This is a genomic window from Flavobacterium sp. K77, from assembly GCF_021608205.1.
Taxonomy (GTDB): Bacteria; Bacteroidota; Bacteroidia; order Flavobacteriales; family Flavobacteriaceae; genus Flavobacterium; species Flavobacterium turcicum.
The window spans coordinates 740,140-753,717 of record NZ_JAKIHO010000001.1; the positions used below are offsets into that span (position 1 = coordinate 740,140).

Below are 13,578 nucleotides of genomic sequence, written 5' to 3' on the forward strand. Positions count from 1 at the left end.
AAATGGAATTTGATTTTTTGAAACCCATAGACTCAGATGTTCTTGATTTTATAGGTAACCTTAAGGCGCAGCAATTAGGAAGTAAGGTTGTTTTACATACTAATGATCAATTTCCAGATTTAGATCAGGTTCAAATTGCCATTTTTGGTGTTTTGGATAATCGCGGCGATTGTAATGCTATTTCTGAGGTGGAGGTTAATCCAATAAGAAGGCAATTTTATAGTTTATTTCCAGGAAATTGGGACGCTTCTATCGCTGATTTGGGAGATATTCCCGCAGGAAGTAATGTTTCAGATACTTATTTTGCGGTAAAGCAAATTGCTACCGAATTAATTAAAAAAAGAATAATACCTATTGTTCTTGGCGGCTCTCAGGACATCACCTATTCTTTGTATCGTGCGTATGATACTTTAGAGCAAATGGTGAATTTGGTTGCCGTTGATGCAAAATTTGATTTCGGTACAGATGAAGAAGATCTTTCAGCTACTTCATACCTTACCAAAATGATTGTAGAGGAACCAAATAATTTGTTTAATTATTGCAATATCGGATATCAGACTTATTTCAACTCGCAAGAAGAAATTGATTTGATCGAAAAATTATATTTTGATGCCTACCGATTAGGTGAAGTTTCTAATAATATTGCAATTGCAGAACCAGTTTTTAGAGATGCTGATATGGTTAGCATTGACCTGAATTCTGTAAAATCTTCTGATTCTGGAAATACAATTCGTTTTCAGCCAAATGGCTTTAATGGTAAAGAAATTTGCGCATTAAGCAGGTATGCAGGAATAAGTGATAAAGTATCTTCATTTGGTATTTACAATCATAACAATACTGCTGCCGAAGCCGTGCTTGCAGCTCAAGTCGTTTGGTACTTTATCGAAGGGTTTCATTACCGTTCACATGAATATCCATTTGGAAGCAAAGAGAATTATTTGAAATATATTGTGCCTTTAGAAGAGGAGGAACTGGTTTTTTATAAAAGTGATAAAACAGACCGTTGGTGGATAGAAATTCCATTTATTTCAAATGTTAATAATAAATTAAAAAGAAACACGTTATTACCGTGTTCCTACGATGAATACTTACTTGCTTGCAACCAAGAACTGCCCGAAAGGTGGTGGAAAGCACAAAGAAAAAACATCGTTTAGATCGATTTAGGACATATTTATGATTTTTTTATAAAAAACAGTTTGTTTGGAACAAAAAAATTGTTTTTGTAAAAAATAATAAATAGGTTTACACACTTAAAAATAATGATTAGATAACCAAATTTATATGAAGAAGTTCATAGCTTTCACAGCGATTATAGCCCTTTTAACTGGCTGTGGTAAAACAAGCGACAGAGGAGAATTAGTTGGTGTTGATGGAGGGAAATGGCATCCTGAAAAACCTTATGGGATGACTTTGGTACCAGGAGGATCTTTTATTATGGGTAAATCAGATGCTGATTTAGCAAATATTGAAGATGCACCTACCAAAACTGTTACTGTGCGTTCTTTCTATATGGATGAAACGGAAATCACAAATAAAGAATACAGACAGTTTGTAGAATGGGTTAAAGATTCTACAATGAGAGTTCGTTTGGCTATTATGGCTGATATGAATGGTCAAACAGCAACCGCAAGTACTGGAAGAGGGAGAAATGCAGGTAGTATTGGCGATTTTGCATTCAATGATTCAGATCCAACTAAAATGACTGCTTACGATAAGTACATGTATGATAACTATTACAGTATCGGGACAGAGGATGATCAGTACGCTGGTAGAAGATTAAATAAAAAGGTGAAATTAATTAAGGATACCAAATTATATCCGGACGAATATTACACTGAGGTGATGGATTCTATGTATTTGCCAATTGAAGAGTCATACAACGGTTTGCGTACCATAGATGTAAATAAATTGAAGTTCCGCTATTCTTGGATGGATATTCAAGCTGCTGCCAAAGCTAAAGTTGGTAGAAGAAAAGATTTTATTAAAATTGAAACAATTAAGGTTTATCCAGATACTACAGTTTGGATCAAAGATTTTGCATATTCATACAATGAACCAATGCATAACGACTACTTTTGGCATAAAGCATATGGCGAGTACCCGGTAGTTGGTGTTACATGGACACAAGCTAAAGCCTTTTGTGCTTGGAGAACTTTATATAAAAATACACATATCAAGTCAAAAAGAAAAGGTCGTGATTTAATCAACTCATTCCGTTTGCCTACAGAAGCTGAGTGGGAGTATTCAGCAAGAGGTGGCTTAGAATCAGCTACATATCCTTGGGGAGGTCCTTATACGAAAAATGATAGAGGATGTTTCTTAGCTAATTTCAAGCCAAACCGCGGAGATTATGCTGCAGATGAAGCTTTGTACACAGTAGAAGCTAAATCATATGAACCAAACGGCTATAATTTATACAATATGGCTGGAAACGTTTCTGAATGGACGGATTCAGCATACGATCCTAACGCATACGAATATGTATCTACAATGAACCCAAACGTTTTAGATGCATCCAACAAACGTAAAGTATTACGTGGAGGATCTTGGAAAGATGTTGCTTATTTCCTACAGGTAAGCACAAGAGATTACGAATACGCTGATTCAGCAAGAAGTTACATTGGTTTTAGAACAGTACAAGACTACATGGGGCTTCAGACAACTGGAACAGGAAAAAAGAAAAAATAACAAAAACCCAATCTATTAAATTTTTAAATTACTATTATTATGGCATTACTAGGTAAAAAAGCAATGAATTTCGCTTACGGTATGGGAGCGGCAGTTGTAATCATCGGAGCATTATTTAAAATCACACATATTGAATTTGGTCCTATCACAGGAAACTTGATGTTGACAATTGGACTAGTTGTTGAAGCTGCAATTTTCGCACTTTCAGCTTTCGAACCTGTTGATGATGAATACAAATGGGAAAACGTTTACCCTGAGTTAGTAGGTGGAACGGCAAAACCAGCTGCTAAAAAAGCAGAACCAGCGGCAGATACGCAAGGTTTATTGTCTCAAAAATTAGATACATTGCTAAAGGATGCAAAAATTGACGGAGCGTTAATGGCAAGTTTAGGAAACAGTATCAAAAATTTTGAATCAGCTGCTAAAGGAATTGCTCCTACTGTAGATTCTATTGCTTCTACTAAAAAATATAGTGAAGAGTTAAGTTTAGCGGCTACTCAAATGGAGTCTCTAAATAGTTTGTACAAAGTACAATTAGAAAGTGCTTCTAAAAATGCACAAATAAATGAAGAAGTTGCAGCTAACAATTTGAAATTGAAAGAGCAAATGCAGTCTTTAACTTCTAATTTATCTTCTTTAAATAGTGTATACGGTGGAATGCTTTCTGCTATGAACAATAAAGGATAATTAGTCGAGCGATACATTAACAACAAACTAATTATTTAGAAAATATGGCAGGAGGAAAACTAACCCCTAGACAGAAGATGATTAACCTTATGTATTTGGTTTTCATCGCTATGTTGGCATTAAACATGTCCAAAGAAGTATTATCTGCTTTTGGATTAATGAATGAAAAATTTGAAGGATCAAATACAGCAGCAGAACAATCTAACGCTCAAATGTTATTGAGTTTAGATGCTAAAGCTGCAGAGGCAGGCGGAGAGTTTAAAGACGCTGCTGCAACTGCTCACAAAGTAGAAACACTTACTAAGAATTTCTACGACTATATTGCAGGTTTAAAAACGGAAGTTTTAACAGGCACTGAAACAAATCCAGATACAGGTAAATTACCTTATGAGGAAATGGATAAAGGAGACAACTTAGATAATTCTTGGTTTAGTCCTGCGGGTTATTCTGCAAAAGGTAACGAAGTTGTTAAAACTATTGAGCAGTACAAAAATGATGTTAAGGCAGCTTTAGGTGGAAACAAAAAATTAGCTTCAATTTTAAGCGAAGTAGAGTCAAAATTTGATCTTGCACCGGTTAAAAACAAAGATGGAATAGCAATAGCATATTTAGATTACCATTTTAAAGGTTTTCCAGCTGTAGCATCATTAGCAAAGTTATCTGCTTGGCAAAATGATGTTAAAAAAGTGGAGACAGATGTTTACAATACTTTGCTAGGAAAAGCGGCCGTTGCTGCTGCTTCTTACAGCAATTATCAAGCGATTGTTGTTTTAGACAAGAGTGCTTACTTTCAAGGAGAACAAGTTACAGGTAAAGTAGTTTTAGGTCGTTATGACGAAAACACAAAACCAACTTCTTTTTCTGGTCCTGGAAAAATCGTTAACGGTCAAGCTGTAATTTCGATGACTGCTGGAAGTGTTGGTGAGCAATCAATCAACGGTAAATTTACTTTCTTAGAAGACGGAAAGAACATTCCATTACCTTTTCAAGGCAAGTATGTAGTTGTTCCTAGACCAAACTCAGCTACTATTTCAGCAGACAAAATGAATGTTGTTTATAGAGGAGTTGTAAATCCAATTTCTATTTCTTTTGCAGGAATTGCTGATAACAATGTTAATGCTTCTGCACCAGGATTAACTAAAGTAGGAAACGGAAAATACAACATGAGCCCACAAGCTGGTAACGAGGTTGTAATTAATGTTTCTGGAAAAATGGCTGATGGTAAGGTAGCTTCTGATAAACGTGTGTTTAGAATCAAAGGTATTCCTGGTCCAACTGGTACTATCCGTGGAGAAATGGGAGTTGTTAAAGGTCCTAAATCAAGTTTAGAAATTTCTACTGTTGGAGCTAAGCTTGTTGATTTTGACTTTGAAGTAGGATTGAGTGTAGTTGGTTTTAACTTAAAAGTTACTGGTCAACCTACCGTAGTTGTTCAAGGAAACAAATTAAACGCACAATGTAAAGCTGTTTTGGCAAAAGCCGGACGTGGAGATCAGGTTACTATTTCTGAGATCAAAACAAAATTAGAAGGAGCGGGTAGCTACTTGTTGCCAAGAACCGCACCTGTAATTTATGAAATACAATAATACAACGGTTGTATAAACCAAAGTCAATATTTTATTAGGACACTATTATGAATGTAAGAAATCTTTTTATCGCTATCGTCTCTCTTTCTTGGAGCATTAGTTCCGTAGGGCAGTCGAATTTGCTAAATGCAAAAACTCCAGACCAAATTGGACTAAAAACTGCTGCACAGCTGGATTCAGATAACGATAAACCATTAGCCTACGGTTATGTACACGACCGTGATGTTTTAATGGGTAAAACAACATGGGAAATTATTGATTTAAGTGAGAAGATAAATTTCTCCTTATATTTTCCTATTGATACAGCGAATATTGGTTCTGATAGAAGGTCTTTATATGATGTATTGACTAAGGCAATGAAAAATGGTCAAATCACTGAAGTTTATACTGATAGTTATTTCAATACCAAAAAATCTTTGCAAGACATTCAGGGCTCTTTAACTCGTGTGGATACAACTGATGCTGGTAGAGAGCAATTAAATGCTGGTAATAGAATTTCTGATGAGTACATTGTCAGACAGGATTTATCTGCGCAAGATGTTACGCAATACAAAATCAAGGGGTATTGGTATTTTGACAAACGTCAAAGTGAGTTGAAATATCGTTTGTTAGGAATTTGTCCTATTACTCCTGACGTGTATACGATGAACAGTGATGAGAAAGATTATATCGAGTTGTTTTGGGTGTTTTTCCCAGCGGCGCGCGAAGTTTTACATAATGCAAAAGCTTTTAATGATAAAAATTCAGCGATGCCAGTTTCGTTTGATCAAATTTTGAACTCTCGCCGATTTAACAGTTTGATTTATAAAGAAGAGAACGTTTACGGAGATCGAGCAATTGAAGAGTACATGAAAGACAATGCTCAAAATCAGTTGTTAGAATCTGAAAGAGTAAAAGACAAGATTAGAAATTTTGAATCGGATATGTGGAACTACTAGTTTCCGTAAGATTAAAACAGATAAAACTCTTACCCTTGTGGTAGGAGTTTTTTTGTTTATTGGTGATATTTAAACTGATATTTTATGATTGATTATTTAATAGTTGGTGCTGGCTTGGGAGGACTTTCTTTTGCAGAATGGGCACTTGAAAATGATAAGACAATTTGTGTAGTGGATAATAATTCTCAAAACTCATCTCGTGTAGCTGGAGGTTTGTACAATCCGGTTATTTTGAAGCGGTTTAGCGAAGTATGGAATGCTAAAGAGCAACTTGAACAAATGAACGCTTTTTACAATAGAATTGAAAAACGATTATCTTTTCAGTTTGATTTTAAGAAACCAATTCTCCGTAAGTTTTTTTCAGTGGAAGAACAGAATAATTGGTTTACTGCTTCGGATAAAGTCAATTTAGCCCCTTTTTTATCAACTACTTTAATTCATGATACATTTATTGGTATTGAATCTCCTCATGGCTACGGTCAAGTATTACATACAGGTTATGTAGATACTGCTTTATTGCTTCAGGAATTTAGGGCTTTCCTTTCGGCATCAGGTCAATATGAAGAATTTGATTTTGAGTATGATGCTTTGGAGTTGATTACAGGAGGAGTGCGGTATAAAGGGATTATTGCCAAACATGTTATTTTTGCTGAAGGGTATGGCTTGCACGCTAATCCGTATTTTAACTCTCTTCCATTAGATGGAACTAAAGGCGAATTATTTATAATTGAGGCGCCTGGTTTACAACTCGATGTAATAGTGAACACCAGCGTATTTATATTGCCGCTTGGAGAAAATCTTTTTAAGGTAGGAGCTACTTACAATTGGAAAGATAAAACCAATGACACAAGCGAGGAGGGCAAACAAGAATTGATTGATCGAATTCAAGAAATTATCAATTGTGATTTTAAAATTATATCTCATTTTGCAGGAATCAGACCCACCGTTCGAGATAGAAGACCATTAATTGGAACGCACCAAATACATCCTCAATTACACGTTTTAAATGGTTTAGGAACTAGAGGCGTTATGTTGGGGCCGTCAATGGCTAAGGCCTTGTATGATTTTATCGAGTTTGAAAATGCCTTAGACCCAAGTATTGACTGTTGGCGATTTGAAAAGCGTAAAAAGTAGGGATTTATTTTTTGTTTTGATTAGGGTCATACGAAACAAACATATTGATATAAATGTTTCGAGCCCAGCGTAAAACAAACGGAAATAGTGCTGTTAATGCAATGATTATAACAACAAATGCCTCTTTTAAATTTGATTTAAAGAAGAAAAAAGAAATGACAAACGCTGCAATACCAATAGCGACATTTAATCCGTAGCTTACGTACATGGCTCCGTAAAAAAAGGATGGCTCTATTTGATATCTCAATCCACAATGACTGCAATTGTCATGCATTTTTAAAACTTGGGTTAAATGCCATGGGTTTTTTTGTAAATACATGCTCTCATTGTGACATTTAGGACAAGTTCCTGTTAAAATGCTATATAATTTGGATCCTTTTTTTAACATTTGCAAAAAATTTAATTTTCCTGATTTTAGTCCTACCAGAAGATAGGCAAATTTAATAAATCACAGAGGAATAAAATCACAATACATGCTTAATATACATAATTTGTCGGTTTCTTTTGGTGGCTCTTATTTGTTTGAAGAAGTTACTTTTAGACTCGGTGCGGGAGACAGGGTTGGATTAGTTGGAAAAAATGGTGCGGGAAAATCAACCATGTTGAAAATGTTAGCGCGTGACTTTGCTCCAGACTCGGGTGTGATATCTCAGGAGAAAGATATCAAAATGGGTTTCTTACGACAAGATATCGATTTTGAACGCGGTAGAACTGTTTTAGAAGAAGCCTACGAAGCATTCACAGAGATAAAAGCGGTTGAGAAAAAATTGGCAGAAATCAACCATCTTTTGGTAACAAGAACGGATTACGAGAGTGATGAATACAGCCAAATTATCGAAGATCTTTCCGATTATACGCATCGATTTGAAGTTTTGGGCGGTTACAATTATGTTGGCGACACTGAAAAAATTCTTTTGGGTCTTGGTTTTAAAAGAGAAGTTTTTGACAATCAAACCGAAACATTTTCTGGAGGTTGGAGAATGCGTATTGAGTTGGCCAAATTACTACTGCAATCGAATGATGTTTTATTACTGGATGAGCCTACGAATCACTTAGATATTGAAAGTATCATTTGGTTAGAAAGTTTTTTACGTAATTATCCAGGAGTTGTGGTGATTGTTTCGCATGATAAAATGTTTTTGGATAACGTAACTAACAGAACTATTGAAATTTCATTAGGAAAAGCATACGATTTTAATAAGCCTTATTCTCAATATTTAGAATTGCGTCATGAAATTAGAGAGAAACAATTAGCTACTCAAAAAAATCAGGCCAAGAAAATTGAGGAGACTGAAAAATTGATTGAAAAGTTTCGCGCCAAAGCATCGAAAGCATCAATGGCGCAGTCCTTAATTAAAAAATTAGATAAGGTCGAGCGTATTGAAGTAGATGAAGATGATAATTCGGTGATGAACATTTCTTTTCCAGTTTCAAAAGAACCAGGAAGAGTAGTAATTGAGGCCGAAGATGTGACAAAAAGTTACGGCAACACAACTATTTTAAAAGATATAAGTTTACTTGTTGAGCGTGGCAGTAAAATTGCTTTTGTGGGACAAAATGGTCAAGGAAAATCGACTTTTATCAAAGCAATTGTTGATGAATTTGAATATCAAGGCTCTATAAAGCTCGGTCATAACGTACAATTGGGGTATTTTGCTCAAAATCAAGCCGAATATTTAGATGGAGAGATTACCTTACTACAAACTATGGAAGACGCAGCAGTAGATACCAATCGTATGAAAGTACGAGATATGCTAGGGTCGTTTTTGTTTCGTGGTGATGATGTTGAGAAAAAAGTAAAAGTACTTTCGGGTGGTGAGCGTAACCGTTTAGCATTGTGTAAACTATTGTTACAGCCTATCAACGTTTTGTTAATGGATGAACCTACCAATCACTTAGATATTAAATCTAAAAATGTTTTAAAAGCAGCCTTGCAAAAATTTGGTGGAACGCTACTTCTGGTTTCTCACGACAGGGACTTTTTACAAGGAATGTCGAATATTGTTTACGAATTCAAAGACCAAAAAATCAAAGAGTACTTAGGCGATATCAACTATTTCTTAGAGCAACGCAATCTTGAAAACATGCGTGAAGTGGAGAAAAAGGACGCGAGTAAAGCTTCTGCGCCTAAAGATAGCAATAAAGCTTCGTACGAAGACCAAAAGAAAGGCAAAGCCTTGCAGAACAAACTCAGTAAAGTTGAAAGTCAAATCAAACAATTAGAGCGAGACATTCAAAACGATGACAAAATGCTAACTTCTAACTACGACAAACACATCGAAGATGCTAAATTTTTTACCGCTTACAATAAAAAGAAAGCAGATTTAGACCAACTTTTGTTAGATTGGGAAATCATTCAAGAAGAAATAGATAATTTATAATTCAAAAAAGAGCTTTAAAAAGGCTCTTTTTTTATGAAATAACGCCAATGGATTTTGAATGCGCAATAGCTTCACTACTGTCTTTAAAATAGCAAATACGAACATTTAATGATGCGATATTCTCAAGGGTTGTCTCTATTTTCTTTTTTGGAGAAGGGCCGGTTTGTCTAATGTAAACAGCTTTTACCGTTACTGGGAAAATTTTACAAATTGCTTCGTATAAAAAAGCATCTTGCTGCGAATCATCACCAAGCAAAACATATTCAAGGTTGGGATAAAACTCTAAAATATGCTTGATTTTTTCAAATTTATGATTGTGATTGCCTCTACCTGTCGAAAAGAAATCCCAAAGGCTAGTTTTGATGTCCTTAAGTAACAAAACTGCTTCGGGTAACTGATGCATTTCAGTAAACTTAGTTATAAACCGATATAGATTCCACTCGCTACTTGAAACATAAAAGAACACATTGAACTCCTCACTTTGCGATCGACCGGCTGTGCTAAGCGCTTGGTAATGGGTTACAACATCATCATATACTGTTCGTTTATTGATGTTTTTAAATAAGAGTTCGTATAGTTTTTTTAACGGACTAATAGTGTGCGATACCAAAAAAGTATCGTCAATATCAGATATTATTCCAAGATTGCCCTTGTGAGGTCGTATAAAGGAACCTTTTTCTGAAATACTGTTCTGTTTATAGGGTGTGCTTACTTTGTATTCGTTCCAACCGTACTGCATTTCTGTATCCATTGGTATACAAAACTTAAAGTAGCCATCGTCTAGTGTTTTTGTATGTATGTTTAGGCCTTTGTAATGCAAATAGACATCGGCATTAGCCAAAGTTTTTATTTGAAAAAGCTTGATAATAGAAGTGGCATTTTTAAGATTCTTCCTTTGAAAATTATATTCTTCGACCGAGGAGGGTTTAAAAACATGTCCCATGACAATCAATTCTTGGTCATTTGCATAGCCGCGATATAATTTTAGAATTGGTTTCATATATTTTGGTACTTTTGATAGGGTCAAATTAGAGATTTTTAAGTAATAAACATAATGAAAGTGGAAAAGAATATATTGCTAGTTGTAAATCCTATTTCAGGTGATATTGACAAGGTGGAAATTATAACCTTGGTTTCGGAATTTGCTGAAAATTTGGGAGTGAATCTTGAGGTTTATACCACAACTGGTGAAGATGATATTGAAAACATAAAAACCTTGTACAACAAATTTCTTTTCGAACGCATATTAGTTGCAGGTGGAGATGGTACAATCAAAATGGTGGCAGAGGCAATGGAGGAGCATGATGTTATCTTGGGTATTTTGCCAGCAGGTTCTGCAAATGGTTTGGCAGTCGATTTGAATTTACCAACTACCATTGAGGAGAATCTTGAAATTGCATTTTCTGGCGAGACTAAAGCCATTGACATGATTGCAATAAACGGTAAAAAAAGTATCCATTTAAGTGATATTGGTTTGAATGCTGATTTGGTTAAGAACTACGAAAACGGAAGCATTCGAGGTAAAATAGGGTACATGCTACAAACCGTTTCGACACTAATTGATTTAGAACCTCCTTTTTTTGCAACCATTACAGGAGATTTTCCCACTGTTGCTTGTGAGGCACGCATGATTGTTATTGCCAATTCCCAAAAATACGGAACAGGAGTAACCATAAATCCGGCGGGACTGATGGATGATGGATTGTTTGAATTGGTGATTTTAAAAAATATGGATTTGGTTCTTTTTGGTAAAATTATCACCGGAAACATGCCAATAAATGATGAAGATGTCGAAATTATTTCGACGAAAAAAGCAACAATAACGACTCAACAACCGGTTAATTTTCAAATTGATGGAGAATATTGTGGGAAGCAAACTAAGCTCGATATCGCTATTTTACACCAACAAATAAAAGTTGCAGTTCCAGCTGTTGCTGGCGTTATTTAAAAGGATTTCGTTCTTGCCAAATGGTTTCTGGCTCTAAATAAGGAAACAACAAGGGCATAAATCGATTAATGATAGGGTTGCTATGTCGCATCAAACCGAACATGTCAACTGGTACTGCACCAACGGAGCTTTTAATTTCGAGCGCTGTTCTTGCAAAAACAATTTCGTTAAATCCTTTATTGATTGAATAGGCAATCATATCGTATAACATATTCAAATACAACATCTTTTCTCGTTGTAGCAAATCATCGTAACCCAAAAAATAAGTTTCCATAGTGTTGCCGTTTTTCAATAAAGTGTTAAATCCAATTAGTTCATCATTAATAAAGTATCCGTAAAATAAAAACTGATCTTTGAGAATTTCTTTCAGCTTCTGGAAATGATTTTTGGCTAGAAAAAAGGTGTTAAAGGGAGCGTTTTTTGCCACGTGCAAATACAGTTCGTAAATGCGCTTTTCAAAGTGAATGATATCTTCTAAATGTAATTTTCGTTTTTCAATTCCTGCTGCTTTTTTGCGAGCTCTTTTGTATTGGTCTCTGTATTTTTTTGACAAGGAATCAATGTAGTCCTGCTCTTTTTTCCAAGATTCTTTAATAAAAAACAACATGGAAGGCTGGGTGCTAAATCGATAATAATTTTTAAATGAAGGGAGTTCAAAATCACTAATTTCCTTCTTCACAAAATCCTTGTAAGTACTGATGTGTACTTTTTTACCCAATGACTTATATTTTTTTTCTAATGCTTTACTTGCTTGCTGAATGCATTGCAATACTTCGTCTTTAGGAGTATCATTGGCGAAAGCCATAGCGTTTTGACCTGTAAGCATATTGTTGCCCATGACTAATACGTGGGCTCCAAAATTTTTAAATGCAAAGTTACGGATGTTTGTTTTTAATGATTTATCGCGAGCACCGTATGATGGTACTTGGTTTAAATCTAAAAATTGAGCAAGTGCAATTCCTTTTACTTGGTTTTCCTGATAAATCCCAATAAAATGGCAATCCATATTTTCGGGTGCTGATTCCTCTAAAATTTGTAGGTAATTACGAGTAAGAAAAAGATTGGTCACAGCAATAGTGTCCCACTCTAAAGGAAGAGTAATAGCTGAAGTAAATAATTGAAATGAAAACGAGGAGGTCAATAGGATTTTTAATTTTCCTCAAAATTAAGTAATAATCTTAATGTTTTATATCTTCTTGATTAAATAGCTATCTTTAACCTGATAAAAAGATATAAAAATGAAAAAATTAACTCCAGATGTTCTCATGCCAGCATTAGCCAAGCTTAGTGGTTGGGAATTGAATAACGATCGTATTTGCAAAGACTTTATTTTTTCAGATTTTAAACAAGCTTTTGCTTTTATGGTTCAAGTGGCGCTGCTTTGCGAAAAACAGAATCATCATCCAGATTGGTCAAATTCTTATAATAAAGTTTCAATTGCCTTAACAACTCACGATCACAATGGAGTTACTGATTTAGACCTGCAAATTGCGGAAGCAATTGAAACGATAAAGTAATAAATGCAAGTAGTTAAATGATAATTACAAAATGTTTAGATTATTGCCAAGCGCAAATAATACCACCCATTATCATAAAGGATACGATCCAATATCCGCTAACAATTGCTGTGTAAGTAAAACTACGTTTTTCGTGTAAAGCGGTTGTTCCTATTATAGGTAAAACCAAGAAAAGCCCCGATAAGAAGCCATGAAGAGCTCCGTGTTTAAAGGTTCGAAAAGCTGTTCCGTAATCGTTCATAAATGCTCCATAAGATGGTTTAGCTGATGCTGGATCACCACCAATCATTCCTAATGCACCAAATTGATGAATAGTTAGTGTTTGCATTAAAAAACTAATCATTAGTGCGTAAATAATTGATACACCAAACAAAACAAATAAATTAGTTTGTTGCAATTGCGCCAAAGTTAGTCCTGTTTCTTTCATCCATCGTGTACCAAAAACTTTTGGGTGGTACCATATAGATCCAACTGCAAATGTTGATAAAGCGGCTACCAGCAGTGCTAAAAAATTGATTTCCATAATTTTAGTTTTTAAGTTGTTAAAACAAATATACTAAAACATTTGAAAAATGATTTCAACTACGTATTGTAAGGTATATCTTTAAAAAAAAACACAAATGATGTCGTTCGTCGATTTTATTTGCTGGTAAACCCGTTTAAGTGTACTTTCGTCCTGTTAAATCAAACATTTCAGCG

At 34.9% G+C, this 13,578-nt stretch carries 13 protein-coding genes; 9 read left to right on the top strand and 4 right to left on the bottom strand.

What is annotated here, in order from left to right:
* Positions 1 to 2 precede the first annotated feature (2 nt).
* The 6 genes from L1S34_RS03255 (at position 3) to L1S34_RS03280 (ending at position 7,033) form a co-directional block, all read left to right on the top strand.
* Positions 3 to 1,154: a formimidoylglutamase gene (locus L1S34_RS03255; protein ID WP_166133374.1), complete on the top strand. Its 1,152-nt coding sequence runs from the start codon at positions 3 to 5 to the stop codon at positions 1,152 to 1,154.
* A gap of 127 nt (positions 1,155 to 1,281) precedes the next feature.
* The gene (gene gldK, locus L1S34_RS03260) at positions 1,282 to 2,688 is read left to right on the top strand and encodes a type IX secretion system lipoprotein PorK/GldK (protein WP_236362814.1); all 1,407 of its coding nucleotides are present in this window, start codon (positions 1,282 to 1,284) and stop codon (positions 2,686 to 2,688) included.
* 39 nt (positions 2,689 to 2,727) lie between these two features.
* Complete coding sequence (gene gldL, locus L1S34_RS03265) at positions 2,728 to 3,375, top strand: T9SS inner membrane protein PorL/GldL (protein WP_236362815.1); 648 nt, start codon at positions 2,728 to 2,730, stop codon at positions 3,373 to 3,375.
* A gap of 44 nt (positions 3,376 to 3,419) precedes the next feature.
* Positions 3,420 to 4,961, top strand: coding sequence for a type IX secretion system protein PorM/GldM (gene gldM / locus L1S34_RS03270; RefSeq protein WP_236362816.1), 1,542 nt, complete (start codon positions 3,420 to 3,422; stop codon positions 4,959 to 4,961).
* A 47-nt stretch (positions 4,962 to 5,008) separates the two neighbouring features.
* Positions 5,009 to 5,899, top strand: coding sequence for a type IX secretion system protein PorN/GldN (gene gldN / locus L1S34_RS03275; RefSeq protein WP_166133382.1), 891 nt, complete (start codon positions 5,009 to 5,011; stop codon positions 5,897 to 5,899).
* Between the two features lie 84 nt (positions 5,900 to 5,983).
* On the top strand, positions 5,984 to 7,033 hold the full coding sequence (locus tag L1S34_RS03280) for an NAD(P)/FAD-dependent oxidoreductase (RefSeq protein WP_236362817.1): 1,050 nt from the start codon (positions 5,984 to 5,986) through the stop codon (positions 7,031 to 7,033).
* Positions 7,034 to 7,037: 4 nt separating this feature from the next.
* On the opposite strand, the gene L1S34_RS03285 is transcribed toward L1S34_RS03280, so the two are convergent.
* A complete protein-coding gene (locus L1S34_RS03285; RefSeq protein WP_166133386.1) occupies positions 7,038 to 7,421 on the bottom strand; it encodes a DUF983 domain-containing protein in 384 nt (127 codons plus the stop codon).
* Positions 7,422 to 7,506: 85 nt separating this feature from the next.
* Here L1S34_RS03285 and L1S34_RS03290 point away from each other — a divergent pair, with 85 nt between their 5' ends.
* A complete protein-coding gene (locus L1S34_RS03290) occupies positions 7,507 to 9,414 on the top strand; it encodes an ABC-F family ATP-binding cassette domain-containing protein (RefSeq protein ID WP_236362818.1) in 1,908 nt (635 codons plus the stop codon).
* A 31-nt stretch (positions 9,415 to 9,445) separates the two neighbouring features.
* Here the strand turns inward: L1S34_RS03290 and L1S34_RS03295 are convergent, their stop codons facing one another.
* Complete coding sequence (locus L1S34_RS03295; protein WP_236362819.1) at positions 9,446 to 10,414, bottom strand: App1 family protein; 969 nt, start codon at positions 10,412 to 10,414, stop codon at positions 9,446 to 9,448.
* 54 nt (positions 10,415 to 10,468) lie between these two features.
* On the opposite strand from L1S34_RS03295, the gene L1S34_RS03300 reads away from it, so the two are divergent.
* Entirely contained in the window at positions 10,469 to 11,362 is an 894-nt protein-coding gene (locus L1S34_RS03300) for a diacylglycerol/lipid kinase family protein (RefSeq protein ID WP_255710693.1), read from the top strand.
* Here L1S34_RS03300 and L1S34_RS03305 read toward each other — a convergent pair.
* The gene (locus tag L1S34_RS03305; RefSeq protein WP_236362821.1) at positions 11,355 to 12,503 is read right to left on the bottom strand and encodes a GNAT family N-acetyltransferase; all 1,149 of its coding nucleotides are present in this window, start codon (positions 12,501 to 12,503) and stop codon (positions 11,355 to 11,357) included. The genes L1S34_RS03300 and L1S34_RS03305 overlap by 8 nt on opposite strands.
* Before the next feature lie 97 nt (positions 12,504 to 12,600).
* On the opposite strand from L1S34_RS03305, the gene L1S34_RS03310 reads away from it, so the two are divergent.
* Entirely contained in the window at positions 12,601 to 12,879 is a 279-nt protein-coding gene (locus L1S34_RS03310; RefSeq protein WP_236362822.1) for a 4a-hydroxytetrahydrobiopterin dehydratase, read from the top strand.
* 40 nt (positions 12,880 to 12,919) lie between these two features.
* Here the strand turns inward: L1S34_RS03310 and L1S34_RS03315 are convergent, their stop codons facing one another.
* Positions 12,920 to 13,402 (bottom strand): DUF1761 domain-containing protein, encoded by a 483-nt coding sequence (locus L1S34_RS03315; protein WP_166133398.1) that lies wholly within the window; start codon positions 13,400 to 13,402, stop codon positions 12,920 to 12,922.
* Positions 13,403 to 13,578 lie beyond the last annotated feature (176 nt).

Coding starts and splice junctions, on each gene's coding strand:
- gldN (WP_166133382.1), top strand. CDS start 5,009: ATGAATGTAAGAAATCTTTTTATCGCTATCGTCTCTCTTTCTTGGAGC.
- L1S34_RS03290 (WP_236362818.1), top strand. CDS start 7,507: ATGCTTAATATACATAATTTGTCGGTTTCTTTTGGTGGCTCTTATTTG.
- gldK (WP_236362814.1), top strand. CDS start 1,282: ATGAAGAAGTTCATAGCTTTCACAGCGATTATAGCCCTTTTAACTGGC.
- L1S34_RS03280 (WP_236362817.1), top strand. CDS start 5,984: ATGATTGATTATTTAATAGTTGGTGCTGGCTTGGGAGGACTTTCTTTT.
- L1S34_RS03310 (WP_236362822.1), top strand. CDS start 12,601: ATGAAAAAATTAACTCCAGATGTTCTCATGCCAGCATTAGCCAAGCTT.
- L1S34_RS03300 (WP_255710693.1), top strand. CDS start 10,469: ATGAAAGTGGAAAAGAATATATTGCTAGTTGTAAATCCTATTTCAGGT.
- L1S34_RS03255 (WP_166133374.1), top strand. CDS start 3: ATGGAATTTGATTTTTTGAAACCCATAGACTCAGATGTTCTTGATTTT.
- gldM (WP_236362816.1), top strand. CDS start 3,420: ATGGCAGGAGGAAAACTAACCCCTAGACAGAAGATGATTAACCTTATG.
- L1S34_RS03315 (WP_166133398.1), bottom strand. CDS start 13,402: ATGGAAATCAATTTTTTAGCACTGCTGGTAGCCGCTTTATCAACATTT.
- gldL (WP_236362815.1), top strand. CDS start 2,728: ATGGCATTACTAGGTAAAAAAGCAATGAATTTCGCTTACGGTATGGGA.
- L1S34_RS03295 (WP_236362819.1), bottom strand. CDS start 10,414: ATGAAACCAATTCTAAAATTATATCGCGGCTATGCAAATGACCAAGAA.
- L1S34_RS03285 (WP_166133386.1), bottom strand. CDS start 7,421: ATGTTAAAAAAAGGATCCAAATTATATAGCATTTTAACAGGAACTTGT.